Raw genomic sequence first — 5,128 nt, 5'->3', positions numbered from 1 at the left:
ATTATTTATATTAAAGATTGATAATTTTAAAAAAGTTCGATAATTTATAAAAAGGTTTGATACAATTACGTTGATAAGCTGGATTGTGACAATTCAACAAACGGGCCAGATTGTTGGTGCGAAACGTTCCTGATTCAAATGAAATGTGGTCACATAATTTCGGTAAAGGTCAGGCAGTCTCAATTATCTTGTAACTGAAGGGTTATGTCGAGGAGTCGAATGAGGAGGTAACGCTCTGAAAGGCTCCCCCTGCGTCGAATAGCACACTGTTTAGTAAGAAATTGTGTGTTATAAGCTCGGTTAATAGGCGCGAGAATTTACCGTAACAGTCCGGCTGACGAAATCCTACCCGATGGGGTGGTGTAAATCATGGTGCTTGGGTTGAACAGATATGGTGAGGATGCGGTGAAATATAATAAGAAAGTATATTGCTGACGAACTTCTGAATGTACAGGCCTAGACTGGCATTATATAGAAATGTATTTACTACCAAATGTAGGGTTAGCTGTGGATGAGTAAGAATCAACAATATGAAAATCCATCTTGTGTTATAGGCACATGCAAGGCTAACAGGCTTATAGGAAGCACCTAAGTTTGTTCCATAATAGATATAATTCAACGTTGTAAGCTGATAACGTGGAGGGCTTACTCTCAGTGAAACGTTGAAAAGGAAAATAGTAGTGACAATAGCTGCTGTATAACTTTTCTTCATATCAGTGAAAGTGGTGGCACAGTACCGTCGAAACGTGTAACGAACGTGGAGGGATAGCCATTAGGCTAATAAAAGATTCATTCAACCATGCAAGACAGTTCTTCAACGATTAATAAGGTTCTTGTAAGACTAATAGAGGTTCAGCTCCTAAGGAGCCACCGACTTGTTAAAGCGAAAGAAACTGAGGCACAACGAGTATTATGATATGCAATATCATTTCGATTCTTTGTATGCTCAAAGTGCTAATGGTCAAAATTTTTATGGATTAATAGATTTAATGCAATCTGATGAAAATATTCGATTGGCTTATCGTAATATTAAACGAAATACCGGCAGTAAGACTGCTGGGTATGATGGACTAACAATAGAAGATATAAAGCGACTCTCAGTATCAGAAGTCATAATAAGGATACAGCAAATGTTTGAATATTACATGCCCCAAGCCGTTCGGCGTGTTTTTATTCCTAAGACAAATGGAAAAACACGTCCTTTAGGAATTCCGACTATCTGGGATAGGTTGTTTCAACAGTGCATCTTACAAGTGCTTGAGCCAATTTGTGAGGCGAAATTCTATAAACATAGTTATGGTTTTAGACCGAATCGCAATACACATCATGCGAAGGCTAGGTTTGAAACACTCGTCAATCGAGCATATCTGTATCATTGTGTAGATGTTGACATAAAAGGATTCTTTGACAATGTGGATCACGCCAAATTAATAAAACAAATGTGGTCGCTAGGCATTCGGGACAAGGCACTACTTTCCATTATTTCACGTCTCTTAAAGGCTGAAATTATTGGCGAAGGTTTTCCAACAAAAGGTACACCTCAAGGCGGTATCTTATCTCCCTTGTTATCTAACATTGTACTAAACGAACTTGATTGGTGGGTTAGTAATCAATGGGAAAATTTTGAGACACGTAAGCCATATAAATCGTATGCTGGTAGATATAATGCACTGAAACAATCGAATTTAAAACATTGCTATATCGTAAGATATGCGGATGACTTTAAAATCCTTTGTCGAACTCGTTCACAAGCGATTAAAATGCATTATGCTGTAAAAGATTTTCTTAAAACAAGGCTTTATCTTGAAATCAGTAAAGAAAAATCGAAAGTAGTTAACTTAAAGAAAAACTCATCGGAGTTTTTAGGTTTTCGTCTTAAGGCTCATTTGAAAAGGACGAATACAAGGACTCTCTATGTCGTTCGCTCACATATGACAAAGAAAGCACTTAAAAATGCACAGATAAAGATAAAACATGCAATAAAGGTAATTCAGAAACACCAATCACCTGAGAATGTTTGGCGCTTTAATACAGTTATAATGGGAATTCAAAACTATTATTCTGCAGCATCACGCATCACAGATGACTTAATTAAGCTGAACCATCGTCTTCATAAAGCATTATACAATCGTTTAAATGAAATGAAAAAAGAAGCTACGCTTCAGGACTTTACAAAATCCTTGCAGAAAAGGTATAAGGGATATGAATGTAAATTTTATAAAATAAAAGGAATGGTTCTTGTCCCAGTTCATGCACAGCGCTGTAAGGTGAATCTTAACTTTTCTCAAACTATCTGTAACTACACCGTCGAAGGTAGAAATAAAATCCATCAAAATCTGCGTGCGATTATTAAGCAAGTACTCGCTCATGTGATGAGACAATTTATTCCCAACCGTTCCATCGAATATAACGATAATCGGATTAGCCGTTTTATCGCTCAATATGGAAAATGTGCAGTTACAGGAATTGAATTAGGGATAGACGATTGGCATTGTCATCATAAAACGCCGTATCATCTCACAAGGGATGATTCATACGGGAATTTAATGATACTGCATCAATCTGTTCACCGCCTTATTCATATGAGAAATCGCGAGAAAATACAAACGCTTTTAAATGCACTCAAGCTAGATGAAAAGCAACTCAGTAAAGTCAATAAATTGCGTAAGCAATGTCTGAATGAAGCTATCTGATTCTACATTTCATCCTTGCATATACATAAGAATATTGAATGAATTGGATTAGTTGGAACGCCGTATGCGGTGAAAGTCGCACGTATGGTGTGAAGTGGGGGAAAAGCTGGCGATAATTTCAAAAGCTTACCTATCACTATCATAAAAATGCAAATGTAAATGCTATAAAACAGAATAGGGGTATTACATATGGGTGTGTTAATTGAAAAGTTACATGCTAGGGATGCAGAAAGTCTATATAAATTTGAACTTGAAAACAGAAGTTTTTTTGAAAAAATGGTACCGACTCGGGGGAGTGAATACTATGAGTTTGAAATTTTTAAAGAAAGACATGAAACATTACTTAATGAACAAGCTGACGGAATTTCATATTTCTATTTAATTAAGGCTAAAAGTGGTTCTATCCTTGGAAGAATTAATTTAGTAGATATCGATAGACCTCAAAAAATTGCTTATTTGGGTTATAGAGTGGGACAAATGCATACAGGGAAAGGTGTTGCCAAAAAGGCATTAAAATTATTACTTGAGACCCTGACAGACCTAAATATAAAGCTAGTTAAGGCAAAAACAACAACCGACAATGTAGCATCCCAAAAAGTATTAGAGAATAATGGATTTGAGCAAACGGAATCAAATGGTGAAGAATTTGAAATGAACGGACAAAGGTTAAAGTTTGTAAATTATATATTTACCAATAGTAGTTTGGCTTAGTTAAGCAATAGGGCGCGATTCCAGAACTAGGATTGTGTCCGTTCCGGTTACAGAACCTGTCATCTGTTTCCAAGATTACTCAAGTATGCATTTCGATTGTTGAATAAAGGTATTATATCCTGACCATACTGGAGTCAATATAATTGATTCATAGTTTGGAGTGTAAAAAACATGTTGTTGTCGGAAGCGTGGGTAAAGTACCAGTCTGATAAAAAAATTGAAGGATATTCCCCTCTCACTTTGAAAATGTACGGTTTTCAATACAATCTTTTAAAGCGCTTTTTCGGTGATATTAAAATGAGTGGGATTACAACAGAAAAATTGAAACAATACCTAATTGAGGCGGGTGGACATTTAAAAGCCTCCAGTTTGGGGCATCGCATACGTTTCATTAAGTCATTGCTAAAGTGGACACATGAGGAAGGATATATTCTAAAAAATCCAGCTGCTAAATTAAAAGAACCTAAGTTAGGTCAACGAATTCCAAAATTTCTTTCCAAACATGAGATTGAACACCTTCGCGAAGGATGTCATACACCGATGGAAAATGCTTTGTTTGAGTTTTTTTATTCTACTGGGTGCCGTATAGGTGAGGTTGCAAAATTAAATAGGGATGATATTAATTTCACGGGAAACTCCGTAATTGTGCACGGAAAAGGGGATAAGGAAAGAGAAGTTTATTTTAATATACGCTGTGCAATTTGGTTGAAAAGGTATTTAGAAGAACGTGATGATGATGAGCACTGTTTATTTGTTACAGAGCGTAACCCTAAAAGACGTATGAGCGTCGATTCTCTTAGATACACCGTTAAACGTATTTCTAATCGAGCTGGAATCAAAAAAACGATTCATCCTCACCAATTACGTCACAGCTATGCAACACATATGGTCGATAATGGCGCTCCACTTGAAGTGATTCAAAGTCTTCTAGGTCATGAAAAGAGTGAAACAACAAGGGTTTACGCTCATCTAAGTGGGAAATTAAGACACGACTTTTATAGCAAGTATTTTTAGCTTACATTCCTTAACTTAAAATAAATTAGAACATTTATGTTACCGAACATATAAGGTATAATAAGAGTAAAGCTTAATGGAGGTGTGTTATATGTCCATCCCCGAAAGAATTATAAAGGAAATTGACATGCTGAGTGAACAAGATAGAAAAAAGGTACTCGACAAAATTAAAGAAAAATATATGGCTAAGGATGTTCTTTTGCTAGGTGAAAATTACTCCTGGTGGGATAACGAGGAGGATGACATATACAATGAGCAGTAAAATGAAGCAGGGTGATGTTTGGGTGGCAGATGTTCTTTTTAAAGGAGCACGTCAAACTAAACAGCGCCCTGTTATTATTGTTGGAAATGAATTAGCTTTGGATGTAGATGTCATTATTGCACCGGTCACAAGCCAAATGGCTAGAAATCAATTTGATATTGTTTTGGAATATTGGGAGGAAGCAGGATTATTAAAACCGTCTGTCGCACGCACTTCAAAAATTACTTCTGTTCACGGTTCTGAATTGAAGCGTCATATTGGCAAGTTACATAACCATGATCTTGAGAGGGTACTTAATATGTGCAAAAAGTTATTTTAGTAGTTTTTTAGTTCTGCAAAAGGGCCATTTAATTGTGCGAAATGTTCCTAGTTTAAATGGAAGGTGGCCACACCATTCCAATAAAGGCTAGGCAATTCCTTCTGGAATTGAAGGATTATATCGAAGAAT

At 36.3% G+C, this 5,128-nt stretch carries 5 protein-coding genes; all 5 read left to right on the top strand.

Features of this window, described 5'->3' with window-relative positions:
- Nucleotides 1-875 precede the first annotated feature (875 nt).
- Nucleotides 876-2,693 (top strand): group II intron reverse transcriptase/maturase, encoded by a 1,818-nt coding sequence (gene ltrA / locus EV207_RS22730; protein ID WP_481405564.1) that lies wholly within the window; start codon nt 876-878, stop codon nt 2,691-2,693.
- A gap of 189 nt (nt 2,694-2,882) precedes the next feature.
- Nucleotides 2,883-3,404: a GNAT family N-acetyltransferase gene (locus EV207_RS22725; protein WP_132748727.1), complete on the top strand. Its 522-nt coding sequence runs from the start codon at nt 2,883-2,885 to the stop codon at nt 3,402-3,404.
- Between the two features lie 171 nt (nt 3,405-3,575).
- On the top strand, nt 3,576-4,418 hold the full coding sequence (locus EV207_RS22720) for a tyrosine-type recombinase/integrase (protein ID WP_132748725.1): 843 nt from the start codon (nt 3,576-3,578) through the stop codon (nt 4,416-4,418).
- Between the two features lie 91 nt (nt 4,419-4,509).
- A complete protein-coding gene (locus tag EV207_RS23265) occupies nt 4,510-4,680 on the top strand; it encodes a hypothetical protein (protein WP_165887049.1) in 171 nt (56 codons plus the stop codon).
- Complete coding sequence (locus tag EV207_RS22715) at nt 4,670-4,999, top strand: type II toxin-antitoxin system PemK/MazF family toxin (RefSeq protein WP_132748722.1); 330 nt, start codon at nt 4,670-4,672, stop codon at nt 4,997-4,999. The genes EV207_RS23265 and EV207_RS22715 overlap by 11 nt, the downstream gene beginning before the upstream one ends.
- The last annotated feature ends 129 nt before the right edge of the window (nt 5,000-5,128 follow it).

The sequence above is a fragment of the Scopulibacillus darangshiensis genome (genome assembly GCF_004341035.1).
Taxonomy (GTDB): Bacteria; Bacillota; Bacilli; order Bacillales; family Sporolactobacillaceae; genus Scopulibacillus; species Scopulibacillus darangshiensis.
The sequence above is the reverse complement of the archived record's forward strand: the minus strand, read 5'-3'. Positions and strand labels throughout refer to the sequence as shown.

Excerpts from the sequence above, each read along its gene's own strand:
- EV207_RS22720 (WP_132748725.1), top strand. The coding sequence starts at position 3,576 with ATGTTGTTGTCGGAAGCGTGGGTAAAGTACCAGTCTGATAAAAAAATT.
- EV207_RS22715 (WP_132748722.1), top strand. The coding sequence starts at position 4,670 with ATGAGCAGTAAAATGAAGCAGGGTGATGTTTGGGTGGCAGATGTTCTT.
- EV207_RS23265 (WP_165887049.1), top strand. The coding sequence starts at position 4,510 with ATGTCCATCCCCGAAAGAATTATAAAGGAAATTGACATGCTGAGTGAA.
- EV207_RS22725 (WP_132748727.1), top strand. The coding sequence starts at position 2,883 with ATGGGTGTGTTAATTGAAAAGTTACATGCTAGGGATGCAGAAAGTCTA.